Annotated in this window: 17 protein-coding genes; 4 read left to right on the plus strand and 13 right to left on the minus strand. The window is 39.3% G+C overall.

Annotated elements, in window-relative coordinates; all coding sequences use genetic code 11:
* Positions 1–483, minus strand: coding sequence for a chemotaxis protein CheW (locus tag BTO28_RS08400; protein WP_076765217.1), 483 nt, complete (start codon positions 481–483; stop codon positions 1–3).
* 376 nt (positions 484–859) lie between these two features.
* On the opposite strand from BTO28_RS08400, the gene BTO28_RS08405 reads away from it, so the two are divergent.
* The 3 genes from BTO28_RS08405 (at position 860) to BTO28_RS08415 (ending at position 4,300) form a co-directional block, all read left to right on the plus strand.
* On the plus strand, positions 860–2,149 hold the full coding sequence (locus tag BTO28_RS08405; protein WP_083711421.1) for a M48 family metallopeptidase: 1,290 nt from the start codon (positions 860–862) through the stop codon (positions 2,147–2,149).
* 139 nt (positions 2,150–2,288) lie between these two features.
* On the plus strand, positions 2,289–3,626 hold the full coding sequence (locus BTO28_RS08410; RefSeq protein ID WP_076765219.1) for a TrkH family potassium uptake protein: 1,338 nt from the start codon (positions 2,289–2,291) through the stop codon (positions 3,624–3,626).
* A 17-nt stretch (positions 3,627–3,643) separates the two neighbouring features.
* On the plus strand, positions 3,644–4,300 hold the full coding sequence (locus BTO28_RS08415; RefSeq protein WP_076765221.1) for a potassium channel family protein: 657 nt from the start codon (positions 3,644–3,646) through the stop codon (positions 4,298–4,300).
* A gap of 39 nt (positions 4,301–4,339) precedes the next feature.
* On the opposite strand, the gene BTO28_RS08420 is transcribed toward BTO28_RS08415, so the two are convergent.
* From BTO28_RS08420 to BTO28_RS08465, 10 genes are all read right to left on the minus strand, one after another.
* A complete protein-coding gene (locus BTO28_RS08420) occupies positions 4,340–4,534 on the minus strand; it encodes a hypothetical protein (RefSeq protein ID WP_076765223.1) in 195 nt (64 codons plus the stop codon).
* A gap of 99 nt (positions 4,535–4,633) precedes the next feature.
* Positions 4,634–6,073 (minus strand): hypothetical protein, encoded by a 1,440-nt coding sequence (locus tag BTO28_RS17455; protein WP_233129850.1) that lies wholly within the window; start codon positions 6,071–6,073, stop codon positions 4,634–4,636.
* Between the two features lie 150 nt (positions 6,074–6,223).
* Positions 6,224–7,015 carry a TerC family protein gene (locus tag BTO28_RS08430; protein WP_076765225.1) on the minus strand — a complete coding sequence of 264 codons (792 nt, stop codon included), beginning with the start codon at positions 7,013–7,015 and terminating at the stop codon, positions 6,224–6,226.
* A gap of 35 nt (positions 7,016–7,050) precedes the next feature.
* Positions 7,051–7,440, minus strand: coding sequence for a sporulation protein (locus BTO28_RS08435; protein WP_076765227.1), 390 nt, complete (start codon positions 7,438–7,440; stop codon positions 7,051–7,053).
* 283 nt (positions 7,441–7,723) lie between these two features.
* Positions 7,724–7,972 carry a DNA-binding protein gene (locus BTO28_RS08440; RefSeq protein WP_233129851.1) on the minus strand — a complete coding sequence of 83 codons (249 nt, stop codon included), beginning with the start codon at positions 7,970–7,972 and terminating at the stop codon, positions 7,724–7,726.
* A 190-nt stretch (positions 7,973–8,162) separates the two neighbouring features.
* On the minus strand, positions 8,163–8,762 hold the full coding sequence (locus BTO28_RS08445) for a response regulator transcription factor (RefSeq protein ID WP_076765231.1): 600 nt from the start codon (positions 8,760–8,762) through the stop codon (positions 8,163–8,165).
* Positions 8,759–9,892, minus strand: coding sequence for a sensor histidine kinase (locus tag BTO28_RS08450; protein ID WP_076765233.1), 1,134 nt, complete (start codon positions 9,890–9,892; stop codon positions 8,759–8,761). The genes BTO28_RS08445 and BTO28_RS08450 overlap by 4 nt, the downstream gene beginning before the upstream one ends.
* Positions 9,893–9,991: 99 nt before the next feature.
* Positions 9,992–11,011: a fatty acid desaturase gene (locus BTO28_RS08455; RefSeq protein WP_076765235.1), complete on the minus strand. Its 1,020-nt coding sequence runs from the start codon at positions 11,009–11,011 to the stop codon at positions 9,992–9,994.
* A gap of 306 nt (positions 11,012–11,317) precedes the next feature.
* Positions 11,318–14,368, minus strand: coding sequence for an efflux RND transporter permease subunit (locus BTO28_RS08460; protein WP_076765237.1), 3,051 nt, complete (start codon positions 14,366–14,368; stop codon positions 11,318–11,320).
* Positions 14,369–14,863: 495 nt separating this feature from the next.
* A complete protein-coding gene (locus tag BTO28_RS08465; RefSeq protein ID WP_076765239.1) occupies positions 14,864–15,163 on the minus strand; it encodes a Dabb family protein in 300 nt (99 codons plus the stop codon).
* A 135-nt stretch (positions 15,164–15,298) separates the two neighbouring features.
* Here BTO28_RS08465 and BTO28_RS08470 point away from each other — a divergent pair, with 135 nt between their 5' ends.
* The gene (locus tag BTO28_RS08470) at positions 15,299–15,625 is read left to right on the plus strand and encodes a cyclic-phosphate processing receiver domain-containing protein (protein ID WP_076765241.1); all 327 of its coding nucleotides are present in this window, start codon (positions 15,299–15,301) and stop codon (positions 15,623–15,625) included.
* A 53-nt stretch (positions 15,626–15,678) separates the two neighbouring features.
* On the opposite strand, the gene BTO28_RS17265 is transcribed toward BTO28_RS08470, so the two are convergent.
* A complete protein-coding gene (locus tag BTO28_RS17265) occupies positions 15,679–15,822 on the minus strand; it encodes a hypothetical protein (RefSeq protein ID WP_198936752.1) in 144 nt (47 codons plus the stop codon).
* Positions 15,823–15,965: 143 nt separating this feature from the next.
* Positions 15,966–17,651 carry a methyl-accepting chemotaxis protein gene (locus BTO28_RS08475; RefSeq protein WP_076765243.1) on the minus strand — a complete coding sequence of 562 codons (1,686 nt, stop codon included), beginning with the start codon at positions 17,649–17,651 and terminating at the stop codon, positions 15,966–15,968.
* Positions 17,652–17,774: the final 123 nt, after the last annotated feature.

Raw genomic sequence — 17,774 nt, forward strand, 5'->3', positions numbered from 1 at the left:
TCATTTTTCGTTTATGTATTCATTGTTTTGTTCAGCTATTTCTCTTCTAATTGCGTCAATATCTTGCAGAGATGTTAACAGTTTTTCAATATCAAGGATCGTGATGATCCGATTTTCTTCTAAAGCAGCCCCTATAATAAAAGTCTCCGTGCCAGTCTCAATTGAATGAACCGGTTTTATTTCATTCTCCTCTATATTAATAATTTCATTTGCTCTCTCCACCATTAAGGCAATCACGGTTTCATTTCTTTCAACGAGAATAAAACGGGTATCATTGTCTATTTGGCTGGAATTGTTATAAAGCAATGAAGACATATCAATCACTACGATAATTTGCCCTCTAATCTGCACCATGCCAACAACATACTCAGGCATATTAGGAAAAGGAGAAGCTTCTGTCACCTTCTCGATTGAAACTACGTTTTGTATGCCCATCCCATACATGCTTTTTTTTATATCAAACAATAAAAATTTATCGTTCATCGTCACGCTCCTAATAATCATTTAGTATTAGTACAAAAGTACCCTACACGTATAAAGACGAGTATATCAATGCTTCACCAAATATCAACAATTTTCTACAATATTCTACAATTTTGTCACATTTTCAATTTATACCTAAAAAAATGTTGTTATAGAAAGACTTGATAACTAATATATTAATCGGATTAAAAATTTCCTCAAACTGCTTTTCATAAACAAGTGATATAAAGAATAAAAATGAAGTAGCTCTTGTATTTGTTAAATTTCCAGTTGCAATGGTGAAGGTTTAATCAGCCTTTTTACCTGTTCCAAAAGTTCTTGTCCTGGAAATATTTTTCCAGTGTAAAATTTCAACTAGTGGAGTGATGAACGGTCTATGAAAAAAACATGGTCAATGAAAAAGCTTTATACTTTCTTTTTCTTACTATATTTGGTTTACGCAGGGGGCATTAGTACATATTTGTTCAGCCTTACACCGGGTGACATACCGGATGAGTATAATGGAACAGAAGCTGACCCCAAAACCTTTTTAACGGAAAATCAAATCGAGGAATCCCATCAGCTGGATTTAATTAGTTATTTTACTTACTTCCTTCAAATACCGCTTGATGTGATTGTATTGATTGCCATTCTTACGTTTTCAAAACGAGTTCGTCATCACGCAAAAAAAATTGCTAAACGTTCCTTTTGGCAATTCTCTTATTACTATTTCGCAGTTTCTCTTGTGTTAACAGCGATTTACCTTCCGTTGGACATATTCTTTTACCGCCTTGGCCATCAGTATGATTTGACCGATCAAAGCGTCCTCTCTTGGACAAAAGATTTTCTTATAGGGCTCGGAGTAGATTTTGTCATTATGACCCCGCTGTTGTTCGGGGCGTTCTGGCTCATTAGAAAACAGCCAAAAAAATGGTGGATTAGTATGTGGGGATTATCCCTGCCAATTACCCTTTTTATGATGTTTTTATTCCCACAAATCATCGATCCACTATTTAATGAATATAAACCGCTTGAAGACAAACAGATTCGGGCTGAAATCGAACAGCTTGCAGAGGAAGCCGGAATACCGGATGCAAAGATTTTAGAGATGAATATGTCTAAACAATCGAACCAGATGAACGCGTATGTTACAGGGATCGGCTCCAATATGCAGATTGTATTAGGAGATACAGCGCTTGAAAAATTAACGACAGAAGAAATTCGTTTTGTCATGGCACATGAAATCGGTCATTATAAGTTAAAACATATATACCACGGTCTTTTCTTAAGTGTGATCATCACATTCTTTGTTGCATTCGGTACGTATCATGTTTACTACTTTCTCATCAGGAAATTCGGTTCACGTATTGGTGTCACGGATGCCCATGATTTCGCTGCTCTACCACTTTTGCTGCTGTCAGTGGCAATTGTCAGTTTCCCTATATCGCCTTTGGAGAATTTACATTCAAGATATATGGAAATCCAAGCTGATGAATATGCTCTAAACATTACCGGTGATAAAGAAGCTGCCATCTCGAGTTTTCAAAAGCTCACAGAAGACTCTAAAACGACCGGTTACGAGCCGGATATCATTCATCTCCTCCTAGGCTCTCATCCTCGTTTAATTGAACGGATTGACTTTGTATTGCATTACCCGATTACAGAGGTAAAAAAAGATATAGAATAAATAAAAAAGGAGCCGCTGGCTCCTTTTTTGTTTTCCCATCATGAATGGTCATCCGCGATCAGGGCACTATAAAATCACTTAAACCTTTTTTGCTAATGTCCATTAAGCATTCCATTATCCAACAGTTAGGAAGAGAAAAATGAAAAAATTGAGAGAGTTTTTAGATCCCCCAAAAGTTCTTGTCCTCGGATTTTTAACAATTATTTTGATTGGAACATTTCTGTTAACTCTTCCTTATGCCACGATCAATGGGGACGGACTTTCATTTTTAAATGCCCTGTTTACAGCGACATCTGCTGCTTGTGTAAATGGTCTTGTTGTCGTTGACACAGGAAGCACCTTTTCGACGTTCGGGATATTGGTTATTTTATCGCTTATCCAGATAGGCGGATTAGGATTTATGACATTTGCCACTTTTTTTGCTGTTTTATTAGGAAAAAGAATTTCTTTAAAAGAACGATTAGTTCTTCGTGAATCCATGAATAGCTCATCCATAGAAGGAATTGTCAAATTATCAAAAAGAATCATTTTCTTTACAGTCCTTATTGAAATAATTGGAGCGATCATCTTATCCTTTCGTTTTGCAGCCGACATCCCAACAGGAAAAGCAATCTTTTTCGGCATTTTTCATTCTATTTCTAATTTTAACAATGCCGGTTTCGATTTAACGGGGGAATTCAAAAGTTTAACACATTACGTAGACGATTCTATTATGACCCTGACAGTTTGTGCCCTTATCACTTTAGGGGGCATCGGTTTTATAGTCTTGAATGAACTTTACGAGTACAGAATAACCCGCCGGGTATCGTTACATACCAAAGTAGTGTTAGCAACAAGTTTCGTTTTAACCTTTGGTGGAACGATTCTGATATTATTGTTGGAGTTTGGGAACCCTAAAACGCTGCAGACGTTATCACACGACGGTAAATTGTTAGCAGCACTATTTCAATCTGTCGCGCCAAGATCGGCGGGTTCCAGCACTTTGAATATGGCAGACTTAACACAGTCGTCTTTGTTCCTCATAATGTTCCTTATGTTCATCGGAGCTTCTCCGGGTTCTGCTGGCGGCGGGATTAAAACAACGACATTCGCTACGTTACTAGGTGCTGTATGGTCACAAATTAAAGGAAAAGAGGATGTTGTTTTCTTTCGGCAATGTATCCCGTTTAACACCATTTATAAAGCCCTGACCGTGACAGTAAGTGGACTGTTTCTCGCTGTCGTCTTGACCATGCTGCTGACAATTACGGAAAACAACCAAGATTTTTTAATGATATTATTTGAAGCTGTTTCTGCTTCCTCTAATGTAGGGTTGTCCATGGGGCTGACCCCTGATTTATCCCCCATTGGCAGAATTCTTGTTATCATTGCCATGTTTGCAGGGAGAGTGGGACCGCTGACGATTGCGTATGCGATTGCGACAAAACAAGAAGCGAATACGTTCCGTTATCCGAAAGGAAAAATGATGATTGGGTAAGGAGGGCGGCAAACAGAATGACTAGACAACAGTATGCAGTGATTGGAATGGGCCGGTTTGGATCGAGTGTAGCGAAACAATTATATGATGCTGGCCAGGAAGTCATGGGGATTGATATTGAAGAAAAACAAGTGGAAGATGCTGAATTATTTATTACACATGGAGCCGTGGCGGATACGACTGTAAAAGCCACATTAAAATCGCTGGGGATTCGTAACGTTGATTGCGTTATTGTGGCAATTGGCAGCAATATGCAGGCAAGTATCTTGACGGTATTGCTATTAAAAGAAATAGGAATTAAAAAGGTCATTGCAAAGGCACTAAATGAACAGCATGGACAAGTGTTAGAGAAAGTAGGAGCTGATTGGATCGTTTATCCTGATAAAGATATGGGTGAACGAGTCGCTCATCAGCTGCTGTCACCGAACGTTATTAATTTTATTGAACTCTCCAAAGAATACAGTATAGAAGAAATAAACATTCCTGAAAACATGGTGGGAAAAAGTCTGCGGGAACTTGATATCCGAGCAAATTACAATGTGAGTGTAATTGCTGTCATGAGTCATGGGGATATTCTTATCTCTCCCTCCTCTACCCAAACTATTCATAAAGGAGATATTTTAATTGTGATCGGAAAAAAACAGGATCTATCGGCACTAACGAAAGAAGAATAAAAAGAGCACTGTCAATAAAGACAGGGCTCCCTTCCAAAATTATTTCTCTCCGATTACTTCTATATGAACGACATTTTTTAAATTAATATGTTTTCGGCATAAATAAATCCATGTGCGATTGCTGTCCAGTCTTTTCGACAAAAAGCTTCTTGCTTCATCATTGCATTCATATTGAGATTCCAATTCCTCATTTTCACCATTTACATAATAAAGTTTAAATTTAGCGTTTGACAATGTGCCATCTCCTTTTTCAAATATCCCGGGATCATTTCTTTTTGTTTATCACAAAGTTTCTTCTTCTAAACGTTTAATTTCATATGGTGTGCATAATTTTTATACAGAATGGATATCCTCCCCAAAAATCGCCACACTTTGCCGGTCAGACGCAAATTCTTTTCCGTTCCATTTTAATACATTTTCCATGTAGCCAAGTCTATCTGCACTGTATTTGCCGGCAATGTTTTGAAACGTGTGAAGTTCGTATATACCGTCCCTTTCAAAATCAACTGGATAGACACCTGACAGGGGGGCAACCCATCCTTTGATTGGCTCTTTGAGGATACCATCCTCATATATTTCCGCTAAATATTGTTCCCCTTTATAATGCAGGTCAAGTGAATACTTCTTTTTTTGGTGAAAGCTTGTCACATCTGCTTTCCAATAATTTTTGTATGCCACATCATACTTGTATTTCTCATTAAATAATGCTGAATCAAAAATTTGATGAAACTTCCCGTTCATGAATGAAAACACATACGCATTAATAATCCCCCCGCTCCCGCCTGTATTTATAACAATTAAAATATCCTCCGCCTTTTTGCCGGTAAAATCGCCAAGAAAAATGGTCGGGTTATATCCTGCATTTTCTTTTAGGTGAATTTTTTCATACTGATTGGTTCGGCCATTCCGGATCACAAGGGTAATATTTTGCAAGAAAGGGGTGTCGGGTGTTTTATCCGCTGTAAGATAGACGGTATCAATGGCCGCATCTCCGGTGACGTCACCGCGCTTTACATCAACGACAGTATTATGTTCTGCCTGCAGATGGCGCTTCATCTCAAGCAGTTTTTCTTTAGATGGGTAAGGAGTGGATGAAGAAAGCGCCTTATGAAGTGTTGTGATTGCCTGTTCTACTAATCCGGCTTTTATTTGCGCATCAGCTAAATAGTACCAATATACAGGTGAATCCATCTCTTGGAGTAATGTCCGGTAATAATCAGCTACTTTCTCAAAATAGTAAGGATATACGTCAGTTGCTTCAATAAACTCATTTGTTTCCCAGCGTAAAACATCTACTTGATAAGCATTACCCGTGTCATGGGTCCAGAGGGCAATCTCACATTTCCCCTCTTTATCCGGACCGGGATTCATATCTTCCACTTCCAATTTGCTATAGATCTTTTTATTTGGCGTCACATGCTGAAATCCTTTTGGTGTCCATTGCAGCATTTCAAGCTCCGACCAGATGCCTGCAATTTGCCAGCCGATGAGCAGAGTATTGATTTTACTGTCTACAATTGGGGCCGCCAATAAATCAGTAATGTTATACCCTTTTCCTTTCGTATGAGCCACCTGATACCATACATTATGATAATTTTTTAAAATAACAAAATAAATTTCTCCGTGTTCTTTATAAACCCCCACTAATTCCATAAGCTGATCACCGTCCAGGTCAGCAAGTAAAATCGCAGGACGTTTTTCTGGATACTGCAGTTCTAAAACCTCCGCTCCTTTAGGCAAAAACTCTTTCAATACACAAACATACTCCGTCACCGCTCGCTTCACACCGCACACCTCACTTACATTTATTCTTAACAAAGCATTATATGCAAGAGTTTATTGCTGGTGACAGTCCTATAATTCTTAAATAAAGGAAAAAGGAACAACTGTTGATCAGTTGATTCCTTTTATCGATTTTCGTATTCAACTACGGTCTTCTGATTCTTCTTTAGAAGGGAGTTCATTCTTCTCTTTTGACAAGAACCACCCTCCTAAAGCAATGAGGATGAGAACAGCATAGAACGTGATTTTCCACTCAGGTGATTTTGCAAATCCGTAAGGCAATAATGAAACCTCCGGATGTGATAACGTAAAGACTGCTAATTTGACTCCTACCCATCCAACGATTAAAAATGCCGCAATTTCGAGACCAGGTTTCTTTTGAAGCAGTCTTACAAAGAAATGAGCAGCAAAGCGCATGATAATTAATCCGATCATACCGCCAGCAAAAATGACGAGAAAATGTCCGCCGTCCATACCACCGATTTTCGGCAGGTTTGTTTCTGGAAGCGTAACCGCTAATACGACAGCCGCCAAAATAGAGTCAACCGCAAAAGCAATATCAGCCAGTTCAATTTTGAGAACTGTTCCCCAAAATCCTGATTTCTTCTTTTCTTCTGCTTCTTGATTTTTTTCTCTTCCTTTATGAATCAGAAGTTTTCTAACAATGTGATTGATGGCAATAAACAGAAGATAAAGAGCCCCAATCGCTTGTACCTGCCATACGTTAACTAGGAACGAAATCGCAAACAATGATGCAAAACGGAAAACAAATGCCCCAGCTAGTCCATAAAATAATGCTTTCTTACGTTCTTCTTCTGGCAGGTGCTTCACCATAATCGCTAAAACGAGTGCATTATCAGCTGCTAAAAGACCTTCTAACGCTATTAAAAGCAGCAGCACCCAAGCGTATTCTAATAAAATCGTTAACTCCATTTCAAATCCTCCTTTTTTACTGTACCTATGTACAATTACGAAACAATTTGGATAATATCCTGATCCTTGCTTTCAATTCCTTTTTCAAACGTGAGCTTTGTGTTAAATCGGTAAGATTTTTCTTTCATAAAAGCCGGAACAGATTTCGGCAGCCTAAATGTAAACGGTATATGATTCATTTCTTCTGAGAGAATCATCTTTGATGTTAAAATGGTAGTTGAATCAACCACTTTTTCTGTACCGGCTGTCTCGTCAATCAGGACTAAGTCGCATTCAATCCGTTTAATACGCTGTTCAATCGTTCCTCCTTCGATTAAGAAATGTCCTTTAATTTGTTCACCAGGCTTATACGTTTCCTTAGGTAAAATAAGATCTACCCTCGCGGATCCTATTCCTAACAGTGACAAATATTTTCTTAGTATCACTGAACACACCTCCTGCTTACATATAAAATTTATATAGTTCTCGTTCTCCATTCCTCGCATTTGTATTAAAAACATAAAAAACCTTTACCAGTATCGGTAAAGGTTTTTTCAAAAATAAAGACCTTTACCCGAGGTAAAGGTCTCGCTAACAACATTACGCTGCCAACAAAGCCGAGAGTGAATAAACTCCGAAATGACGACTTTGTTGTAAAAGCTACTCCCCTTTAGGAGGACGATTCAACTATTTGAATCAATCATAAGATACGTTTATAAAAATGTCAATTTATTTTTTTAACCATTGACGCAATTTTGTTTTTGGAAAATACACCCGCCCATTCAGCGTTAAATGAGGAATATCCGGATATTCATGAACTAATTTTCTTGCATCTTCTTTTGCTATTCCTAACACATGATGGACGTCACTTTCTTTTATCAATTCACGATGATCATTTTTTTTGAAATAATCCAGCAAACTTTTATCACTTGGATGTTTAAAATTTTTCAGTCCATCCCCAATAAAATAACCGGCCACTGCAACACCTATACCTAAAAAAAATCCATTTTTGCCCCCTTTTCAGTATGTATTAAAATAATGCTTGTCCATTATGTATATGTATTCACCAGTGATGCATTCATCTGATTTTCAAAATATCCTGGTTTTGGGGTATTACGTTTCGCAAAATAAAAAAACCGCCTGCGGCCGCGCAGACAGCTTTTGTTATTTATTTAAACCATCCCTTTTCTTTTGACTGGGAAATGGCTTCGATTCTATTCTTTACTTCCAGCTTCTCGAAAATAGTGGAAATATAGTTTCGGACTGTACCGGTTTTTATATTAAGTTCATTTGCAATTTCTTTTGTATTTTTTCCATCTGCCACAAGCGCTAACACATCTTTTTCCCGTACAGTGAGCGGATTCTCTTCACTATAGAAGTCATCCATTAATTCAGGGGCATATACCCGTCTGCCCGCCATAATACTGCGGATGGAGCTAGCCAGCTCTTCACTAGGACTGTCTTTTAACAGGTATCCGCTCACTTTCGCTTTTAACGCCCGCTGGAAATAACCTGTCCGGGCAAATGTCGTTAAAATAATAACTTTGCAGTCACAGTTCATTAATTCCTCCGCTGCATCGAGACCCGTTTTTAACGGCATTTCAATGTCCATAATACATACGTCAGGCTGCAAGGTGCGAACGAGCGATATCGCTTCTTCCCCGTTCGCAGCCTGCCCAATCACTTCCATATCCTCTTCCAGACTGAGAAGCGAACCAAGTGCACCGAGCAGCATCCGCTGGTCTTCCGCAATGACTATTCGAATCATACATATTCCTCCTCATCACGCTGTTTAACGTCTTTTGGCAAATTCATGATCACTGTCGTGCCGTTGCCTGACTGAATATCCAGGCTCCCATTCACAAATTCGAGCCTTTCTCTCATGCCAAGAAGCCCGCTCCCTTTTCCGAGATCCTGGCGGTCAATTCCGACCCCGTCATCCTTCACCGTCACTTGAATCCCTTCTTCTGACTGCTCGATGGTAATATGGCAGGAAAATGCCTGGCTATGCTTCACTACATTGGTCACTGCCTCTTTCATGCACATGCTTAAAATATTTTCCACGAACAGAGAAACGTTGGACAGCTTAAACTCCTGCTCGCCAGTATATTCGATTTGTGCCGCTTTTAATATTTGATTGACAAGAATTATTTCTTCATTTAACCGAGTGCCGCGCATCGATGATACTAAATTACGAACTTCATTCAATGCTGTTCGCGCGGTTTGCTGCACGTCGATCAGCTCGTCCTTTGCTTTCTCCTGATCTTTATCAATAAGTTTCCTTGCCAAGTCGCTCTTTAAACCGATAAGAGATAGTTTTTGTCCAAGCGTATCATGAAGATCCCGGGCAATTCGCTGTCTCTCCTCTTGTTTAACCAATTCAGAAATACGGTTGTTCGCCGTCTTGAGTTCCTCTTCAAGCTTCTCCTGCTTTTTCCGGTTATATAGATTAAAAGGAAGCAAAATTACACTGATAAATACGATGACGATGATTGGGAGCTGCTGAATAAATAATGGATCCTGTAAAACGAGATTGTAATTAATCGAAAAAGTTGTGCCGACTAAATGAATGATATACGAGGTAATAAACGCGGCACGGTTTCTCATATTGCCGTTATAGTACGCAATATAAAAAGCGAAGTAAATAAATTGAAAAAGGATTGTCATCGTGATGGAAATGCCAACTAAAATACAAATCCATACATACACAGTCCAGTTTTTAGACAAAAAAGCAAATCGATAGCTGATAAAAAAGAGAATGGTCAGCGTAATCCCAACGACAATTTCTTTCGTCGACGAGGACTGGAAAATAAAATAAAAGGGCAAAAAGCTTAATATAATCCATACGTACGGAGAAAGCCCCGAACTTTTTTGGAACATCGTCCATCTTTTTTTCATACTCTACCTTCTTTAAACATATTCTTCCTTCTCATTTTAACACAAACGAAACACAAAAAAACCATGCTTCCGAAAAAGCGGAAACACGGTCAATTGCTATTATACTGAGCGGTATTGTCGCTCCATTACATGCTGTTTTGCTTCTTTAAACGTGACAAATTTGTCTTTTTTCTCATCCCATAAACGGAATTGCACGGATTTAATACTCGTCCAGAGCGTGATTGTTGGTACATTTTGCAATGGCTCAGCGTTATAATGCGCCGCTTCTAGTTGATAGTTTGGAACTCTCGGGCTTAAATGATGCACATGGTGGAAACCGATATTTCCAGTGATCCATTGCAGTGGTTTCGGTAGTTTGTAAAATGAACTTCCTTCTACCGCCGCTTTTACATAGCTCCAGTTTTCATCTTCTTCGAAGTAAGAATCTTCAAAAGTATGCTGTACATAAAAGAGCCATACCCCGATTGAACCCGCAATCCAGAACATTGGACCATGTACAAGCAGGAACGATTGCCAGCCAATCGCCCAACAAAGCAGTGCCGCACCAGCAAAAATCAAGATGTTCGTTAAATACGTATTCATGCGTTCTTTCTTTCGGGCTCCTTTTACGTTAAAACGATTCATAATGAGGAACACCCAAATTGGACCAATCACGAACATGATGAAAGGATTTCGGTATAAGCGGTACGCAATTCTCGTTTTTAATGGTGCATTATAATATTCTTCGACTGTCATCATCCACATATCGCCTGTGCCGCGTTTGTCTAAATTACTGCTCGTGGCGTGATGCACATTATGGCTGTGACCCCATTGATCGTACGGGAAAAACGTTAAAACGCCGGTAATTGTTCCGACAACACGGTTCAATTTCCGATTTTTAAAGAACGAGTGGTGGCAGCAGTCATGAAAAATAATAAAGATCCGCGTGATAAATCCTGCACCGATAACCGCGAGTCCTAACGTCAAGAAATAAGAAACAGACAGGCTTTGATACGCGAGGTACCAGATTAAAACAAAAGGACCGATCGTATTTATAAGCTGAAATATACTCTTTTTTGTATTTGATTTTTCATAAGGGGCAACTTGTTTTCTCAAGATTTTCGAGTTCTCTTTACTCATATTGCAATTCCCTCCGCTAGTTGATGATTCTTATTATATCGAAGAGAATTTCACTTGTGCAGTAGCACCCGTCACGCCTAGAGTATGACAAGTGTCATGTTTGTTTTTCCATAAGAATGGATATGAACAATAATAATCTTTAAACTCAAAAGTAACCCGGAAAAGTATCTACTCGATATTATTTAGAGGATAGCAAAATTCAGTCTCAACGAATAAAATAGGCAGTTTGTGCCCTAATGATAGGGTACACAAGCTGCCTGAATCATATGATCTTTTTCTATTGAATTTACCGGACAATATATCCTTTTATACAGCCTTCGTATTCATTTCCGGTTTTATTCTTTTTACTTTTTTTCTCGGATTAAAAAAGCTATACATTACCGGCACAATATAAAGTGTCAGAAGAGTAGATGTTGTCAGTCCCCCAATGACGACAACGGCGAGTGATGCGGATACTATTCCCGCATGACTCGATATCGCCATCGGAATTAGCGCGCCAACTGTAGCAATTGCTATCATGAGGATTGGCCGAATTCGAACCACTCCCGCTTCGATTATGGATTCGTTCTTATCCATGCCGCTCCGTTCATTCTGCTTCACTTTGTCAATCAATACTATGGCATTTGTTACAACAATTCCGTTCAGCATGAGCAGACCGATCATAGCAGGCATCCCAATCGGCTGTTTGACAATAAAAAGTCCGAGCAATGCACCAATCACTGAAAATGGAATGGCAAATAGAATAACAAACGGGGCTTTTCCTTCTCCAAAAGCAATAACCATTACGATATACACAAGAAGGATACTAACAGCGATGGCTATCGCCATGTTTGTAAAGCCATCCTCCATGGCTGCGGAAGCCCCTTCCTTGTAGTAACTTACACTTTCAGGAAGATCTAGATCAGCAATTGCTTCGTCTGCTCTTTTCGTCACTTCCCCTGTTTTCGGGCTTGTAATTTGTCCAGTAACCATCACATATTCATTTGAATTCAACCGTGTGATGGCCATTCTGTTATTGGCCCGTTTTAACTCTCCCACTTCTTTCAGCGCAACAGGCAAACCCATGACGTTATTAATTTCCTGTTCACCCAGTTCGTTAAGAGAGGTCATTTCATTCCCTTTTACACTTAACTTGACGTCAGTTGTTTCCCCTTCAAGTGTCATGGTTGTAACAACATCACCATTTATAAGAGCGCGAAGACTCTGTCCCACCATTGCCGGCATGAGCCCATTTTCAGCAAGTTTTTCTTCGTTAAGATCGATTTCAATTTCCGGTTCATCGCCATCAAGTGATGAGCTAACATCGGCCATTCCATCAATTCCTTTTAGCTTGCTTTGGATATCCTGGCTGGCCGTTTTAATCTCTTCTAGATTCGACCCGTTTACAACAAGTACGTATTGCGACTGTGCGCCCCCTGCAAAGTTTCCGACACCGGCTACAGAGATTTCTTCCGCTTCTTTTACATCCGCAAATCCATCACGAAGTTCTTCTATAAGTCCATCTACGTCTTCAACAGATTCTTTGACGACAAACGTGATGGACGCTTGCTCATTTTGTCCGTCAACACTTGTACTGACAAGCTCTATTTCTTCTTTATTTAACAAAATATCTTCGACTTTGCTTGCTGTTTCACTTGTATTCTCGGGAGCTGTTCCTTTCTTCATCGTGACATTTACATCGTAATTGCTCACTTTTTCTTGAGGCAGGAATGTTGTGCCAAGCCTTGGCGCAATAAAACCAATAGAAGCAGCAAGAAGCACAACAGCTATTATGAGCGTCCCCATTCTATTTCGCAGCACCCATTGCAGGCTTTTGCGATATCCTTTTTGCAGGGACGTTTCCTTATGTTCTTTCGGTGAAATATTCAAAAGGAATATTCTCGACATAAGCGGTACGACGGTAACAGCGACAATAAGTGAAAATAGTAATGAAATTACGACAGTCCAGGCAAGGGGCGCAAAAAATTTCCCGACAATTCCCGGCACGAAAGCCATCGGTAAAAAGACCGCCACAGTCGTAATGGTGGAAGATGTAATGGCAGAAGCCACTTCCCTTGTCGCCTGCTCCACAAGTTTTTCGCTCCGTTCTTCCGCGGCTCTGACTCTTCTAAAGACATTTTCAATGACAACAATCGAGTCATCCACGACACGTCCCACAGCCACGGCAATTCCTGCGAGCGTCATAATATTTAACGTATAACCAAGCATGTTAAGAACAGTAAATGAAGCAAGAATGGATAGTGGAATGGATATGACAGCAATAATGGTGGATCGAATATTGCGTAAAAACAGCATCGTCACAACAACAGCCATAACTGCTCCAAGCAAGGCTTCTCGCAGCATCGCATTCACCGATTCCTCAATTTCAATCGATTGGTCACGGAGCGTTTTCATTTCAAATCCTTCTGGAAGCTGAATTTTTCCCATTTCTTCCTTCGCTTCCTCTACGATCGCAACGACATTCGCTCCACCTTCCGCAATAATCCCAAAGCGCACGCCAGGCTCTCCATTAATGCGGGTGAAATTGCTCACATTTTCACTTTCATAAGCAACCTCAGCAATTTCACTTAGTTTTAAATTCTCAAGTCCGGGTATTCCCCCCTGTACAGTTCCTTGCTTAAAGAGACGAATATTTTTCACATCATCAATAGATGTTAATTCTTTTCTAACCCGTACTGGCAAAACTTCATCTGATAGGGACAAATCCCCTGTAGGAATGGCTATGTTGTTCGAATTGATGGCTGTCTTTACGTCATCAAGCGTAATCCCATTCTCTTTCAGTTTCTCAGGAAGAAGACGAATGTTCACAGTCTTTTCCTCGTCTCCGCCTATTTCCACTTTCGAAACGCCGTCAATTCCTTCAAGTTTTGGTGTGATCTCATCATCAACAAATTTCTGAATGTCTGATTGCTCGTTTTTTGAGTATATCCCCATTGAGAAAACAGTTGGATCAGGTTCCGGACCCTGTAAAATAATTTCTGGATTTTTAGCCGTTTCAGGAAGGGACACTTTATCTACTGAAGACCTGACAAGCTGTTCGGCATCGTCCATATTAACGGACATGTCAAATTCCAGCGTTACATAAGCAGCATTGGCCACACCGTCTGTATAAACATTTTCTACTCCTTCAATATTCATGAGTTCTTTCTCGGCCGGCTCTCCAAGATCCTTCATTGACTGCTCAGGAGAAGCCCCCGGATACGGCATAACAACCGTTATATACGGGATATCTACATTCGGATATTTCTCAATGTTAATTTCCCTCAAAGAATAGATTCCTCCAGCGACAATAAGAAGCATCGCTAAACATAAGGCAACCGCATTTTTCATACTAAAGCGAATAATTGACCTCATCATTACACATTTTCCCTCCCAGTTTTCAGTACACTATTCTGTTATTAACAGATAATAGTGTCTCCAGATACTAATTTTTTTGATGTTTCATATCAACCCATTTCTTTTCGAAAAAAAAAGCGCAATATAATCACGTATAAATTGTTTTAAAAAATGTACTTTTATAGCGCTTCTTCATTACTTCATTATGGATCAAGAGAGAAATTCAGATTTCTTCACCCAATTAATGTGTGGCCGCTAGTCTTTTGTCGTTCCATATAAAGGTAGGGTATAAGTGAAAAACGCATTTTTGAGAAGTTTTTAAGAGGGGAATATTTAAAAAATGTAAATTTATTATACCACTTATCCTAAAAAAGGTCTATTTTCCACATAATGTTACGCCTGTTATTGTGGCTTTTGCATGTAAGGGGAAATAAATTGAAATACACAAAAAGGACACTCCGTTTCAAGAATGTCCTTTTCCTTCTTATAAGTGACATCTATTAGGCCTTACAGCACTTAAATTTCGATGTCAACTACAATACTATCCAGTCTTCCCACTTCACGAATATAAGCAGCAACCGCTTGATGTTCCGGATTTGGTCCATATGCTTCAAGAGCTGCATGATCCTCAAAACGAGTTTTCAATACAACTTGATAGCCCTGACTTTTTGTTTTTTCTGAGAAATTGATACCCGCTTGAATATCCACGACCCCAGTAAGATGGTTTTTCAATGCTTTAAAGCGGTCTACCACTTCCTGCAATTGTTCTTCCGTTGTTGTTTCAGCAAATTTCACCAGTACAATATGATCAATCATGTTCTTTCCTCTTTTCTCATTTCGATATATAAGACTATATCATTTCTAACCTACAAGCGAAAGTACTGCATATTGTTCTGAATATTTTTAATTTATGTTACACTAATAATATGTCGAAAACTGAGGATTGGTAAAATGAGTATCAATGTTTTTCTTGATGATTACCGAACTTGTCCTCCAGGCCACACGCTTGTTAAAACGATTGACGATTGTTTTGATTTATTAAAGCATTATCATATTGATCATTTGTCACTGGATCATGATTTAGTATGTAAAACAAGAAATGGATTTCTTCTTGTCCAATTAATGGTGAAACATCAGTTGTTTGCGGACCGAATTACCATACACTCGGCGAACTCAACCGGGGGAAAAGCAATGTACCATTATTTAAAACAAGCACAAGTAGACCTTAAAATGCCCCCATCCATCAAGGTACTGTTACGGCCTTTGCCTCTTGAATAGAATATAAAGGAAGAAAGACGAACCGTATAAAGTTCGTCTTTCTTTATATTCAGTTATTCAAAATCATCGGGATTTTTATCTTCTTGCCCGGGTCTCTTTTTATCTTGCGCGCGCTGCGGCTCTATATCCTGTCCTTTTTCTTTCTTGTTCTGCTGTTCAATTGAGTCGTTATGATGTACCGCTTTGTCTTCCGCCATTAGAAATACCTCCTGTAAAAATGATCTACATGTTTCCATCATTCCCACAACCCGCTAAATATAAACACGATGCCCTTCTTATCAAAATCATTATTTTAAACGAGAAAAGCCCGCACTCAAATGAATGAATACGGGGCTTTGAATTATATTTTAAATTTGCTTATTTCATGCTGTAAATCCTGTCCGAGCTTACTTAAGGAATCAGCAGAAGCTGTAATTTCTTCCATTGAAGCAAGCTGTTCTTGTGAAGCTGCAGCGACACCCTGTGTATTGGTTGAGATGTCGGCTGATGTACGTGTAAGCTGGTCGACTGAAACAGCTAATTGTTCTGTACTTGCGGATATCTCTTTTGTTGCTGCTGATACTTCTTGTACTTGATCGGTAACGTTTTTAATGGAACTTAAAATGTGGATAAAAGCCTCTCCCGCTTGATTCACGATCACGGTTCCAGACTGCACTTCTTCTGTCCCCTTATGCATTACAGTTACCGCATGACTCGTGCTTTCCTGTATGTTTTTAATTAAGGACGCGATCTGTTCAGATGATTGCTGAGATTGCTCCGCAAGCTTTCTTACTTCGTCTGCCACAACGGCAAATCCTTTTCCTTGTTCACCAGCACGGGCCGCTTCGATTGCTGCGTTAAGTGCCAATAGATTCGTTTGGTTTGCAATATCACTGATGACTTGAACAATCTGGCCAATCTGTTTTGAATGATCACCTAATTCTTCTATTACATTAGCTGCACCTTTTACAGATTGAGCAATACCTTCCATTTGCTGAATCGTTTGAACGATTACCTGGTTTCCTTGCTCCGCTTCGTGCAATACTTCTTTCGTTGAGGCTGAAACAACAGAAGCTGATTCCGCAATGTTTTGAAGGCCAAGTGCGCTTTCATTCATCGCTCTTTTATTCTCTTCCATGCTAATTATTTGCCCATCCGCTGCAGTAGAAATCTCTTGTACAGCCCCGGCTACTTGATTGGCAGATTGGGCAGATTGCTCGGCAGCTGCTGACAGTTCTTCTGAGGAAGCAGCGACTTGGTCAGAACTATCACTCACCTTGCGGATTAAATCGCGCAAATTTTGTTTCATTTGATTGAAAGAATCAGCCATGGTGCCAATTTCGTCTCTGTTTTTCACTTGAATGTCTTCTATAGCAAGATTTCCTTCAGCGATTTGTTCAGCCGCTTTTGCTACCTCTGTAACAGGTTTCGAAATCAACCGGCTAATGTACAGGGCAATCGCAATACCGATAATTAATGCAAGAATTGAGACTACTAATAAGATTGTTTTCACATGAGCTGCTTGCTTTTTCGTCTTTTCATTTTCTGAATTCAATAAATCCAGGCACATTTTCTCAAGCTCTTGTGCCTTTTCAGAAATCTCATTTGTTAATGGCGTTAATTCCTCATTAAGAAGTTCTGTATAGGCCTTTACGTTATTTTGCTGCTTGTATTGAATCACTTGCTCAGCAGTTTGAACGTATTCTGCTTGAATCTGATTTAGCTCCTGAATAACCTTTTTTCCCCCAGCTGTAAACAGAACAGCTTCCAATTGCTTTGATACTGTGTTGTACTGTTTTTGTGCTTCCTCAAAATTTTGAAGGGTTGAATCTTTGCCCGTTACTAAGTATCCCCGTACACTTTTCGCTTGTTCTGCAGATAAATATTTGATTTCCTTGGCATTTAACGCTTTTGTTGCTTGCTCGCCAGCCAAGAAATTGTATGTAGATGTAATAGATGTAAGCTGATACACACTAAAGGATGCAATAAAACCTAATAAAATTAATACGGCAAAAAAACCACTAAATAACTTTTTACTTATGTTCATTCGTTAACCCCTCTTTTATTATTAAGATCTCAACTTCAAGGTCTTATCCATTTTTTAATCCAAACAAGTTCATTTGCTAAACTGATCGCTTCCTGACTTTTTCACCTCCAATATCATTTGTAA

Source organism: Domibacillus epiphyticus, from assembly GCF_001975785.1.
Taxonomy (GTDB): Bacteria; Bacillota; Bacilli; order Bacillales; family Domibacillaceae; genus Domibacillus; species Domibacillus epiphyticus.

Coding starts and splice junctions, on each gene's coding strand:
- BTO28_RS08400 (WP_076765217.1), bottom strand. CDS start 483: ATGAACGATAAATTTTTATTGTTTGATATAAAAAAAAGCATGTATGGG.
- BTO28_RS08405 (WP_083711421.1), top strand. CDS start 860: ATGAAAAAAACATGGTCAATGAAAAAGCTTTATACTTTCTTTTTCTTA.
- BTO28_RS08410 (WP_076765219.1), top strand. CDS start 2,289: ATGAAAAAATTGAGAGAGTTTTTAGATCCCCCAAAAGTTCTTGTCCTC.
- BTO28_RS08415 (WP_076765221.1), top strand. CDS start 3,644: ATGACTAGACAACAGTATGCAGTGATTGGAATGGGCCGGTTTGGATCG.
- BTO28_RS08430 (WP_076765225.1), bottom strand. CDS start 7,015: ATGGAGTTAACGATTTTATTAGAATACGCTTGGGTGCTGCTGCTTTTA.
- BTO28_RS08445 (WP_076765231.1), bottom strand. CDS start 8,762: ATGATTCGAATAGTCATTGCGGAAGACCAGCGGATGCTGCTCGGTGCA.
- BTO28_RS08450 (WP_076765233.1), bottom strand. CDS start 9,892: ATGAAAAAAAGATGGACGATGTTCCAAAAAAGTTCGGGGCTTTCTCCG.
- BTO28_RS08455 (WP_076765235.1), bottom strand. CDS start 11,011: ATGAGTAAAGAGAACTCGAAAATCTTGAGAAAACAAGTTGCCCCTTAT.
- BTO28_RS08460 (WP_076765237.1), bottom strand. CDS start 14,368: ATGATGAGGTCAATTATTCGCTTTAGTATGAAAAATGCGGTTGCCTTA.
- BTO28_RS08465 (WP_076765239.1), bottom strand. CDS start 15,163: ATGATTGATCATATTGTACTGGTGAAATTTGCTGAAACAACAACGGAA.
- BTO28_RS08470 (WP_076765241.1), top strand. CDS start 15,299: ATGAGTATCAATGTTTTTCTTGATGATTACCGAACTTGTCCTCCAGGC.
- BTO28_RS17265 (WP_198936752.1), bottom strand. CDS start 15,822: ATGGCGGAAGACAAAGCGGTACATCATAACGACTCAATTGAACAGCAG.
- BTO28_RS08475 (WP_076765243.1), bottom strand. CDS start 17,651: ATGAACATAAGTAAAAAGTTATTTAGTGGTTTTTTTGCCGTATTAATT.